This window comes from Bartonella sp. MU70NMGDW (assembly GCF_042194085.1).
GTDB lineage: Bacteria > Pseudomonadota > Alphaproteobacteria > Rhizobiales > Rhizobiaceae > Bartonella > Bartonella grahamii.
The window spans coordinates 1-1,119 of the sequence record NZ_JBHIMK010000371.1; the positions used below are offsets into that span (position 1 = coordinate 1).

The window sequence follows — 1,119 nt, forward strand, 5'->3', positions numbered from 1 at the left end:
ATTTTGATCATTCTGCTGGGGGGTATTTTTGATTTGTTCTTAACAATACCCATTGTGGCACTGTATATTTCTTTTATCAAGCGTTTGATCTCGTATTACAAGGTTACCAAACAATTAAACGCAGCGCTGAAAAAGCGCATGTAGTGCTCGTGTCATGGGGGAGGCATAAGTTTTAGAACGTGCCATTGCTTCACGGCTTGGGGAGAGGGCATCGATTGTTTTTCTCATTTTACGCTGCTCTCCTTTTTGAAAAGGGCTGGTGGCAAGTAATAGGCTGGTGATAGGTTTCAATGGGGCTGTTTATCGGCAGTTTGCTTTTTTTCTGTGAATTTGCAAAATCGTAAAAACGTGGAACTGTAAAGGCGCGGATGTGTGGTTGGTGAAGAGCCGTGATGGTTGTGGGGAGGATATGGGGAGAAGAGGTGTCAATGGAGGCGTAAAGGTTGGATTGTGCAATGCGTCAAAATTGGAATGGGGGAATGGGGAATTGGGGTCATGGAGGGCGTTGGGGGAAAAGGGCTGATGGCAATGAATAGGCTGGTGATAGGTTTGTAATAGGCTTGTATAGGCTTTAATGGGGCGGTTTATCGGAAGTTTGTTGTTTTCTGTGAATTTGTAAAATCGTAAAAACGTGAAACTGTAATAGGGTGTGTGGTTGGTCAAGGGCTGTGATGGTTGTCAGAGGGGGTAAGTCCGTGTGAGAAGGGATAGAAACCGTTTGGTTCTGGAGCTGTTGATATAGGCATGTTATTTAGAGGCGTAAGGGAGGGGGATTGTTCGTTCTCAAAGCCTATGATGTAAGAGAGTATGGGCTATTCAAGAGGGTGTTCGGGTATGGATAGAGATTGAAGGGGCACTGTTCCTTTGCAAAGCCATAGGTGTTGGTCATAAGTTTTGTTTATTCATATGGTTTTTTATGGCATCCAGTACCTGTTGGCTTATCTCCTGATGGGTCAGCCATTGTGAACTTTTTGGGGTTGTTTTTTGTCCTAATTGAATGGGGATAAAATCAACCTTGTTTTTGTGCGCGCAATCGAGGATTATTTGATCATGCGTGTTGGAACCAAAAATATGAAGAATACATGGCGGTTTAGGCAAAAGAGCTAACTGCTCAATTAA

General features: G+C 43.5%; 1 pseudogene. It reads right to left on the bottom strand.

The features are described 5' to 3' along the window. Window positions 1-885: 885 nt before the first annotated feature. A pseudogene (locus ACFIKE_RS11055) lies at window positions 886-1,119 on the bottom strand (short-chain dehydrogenase); the annotation flags it as partial.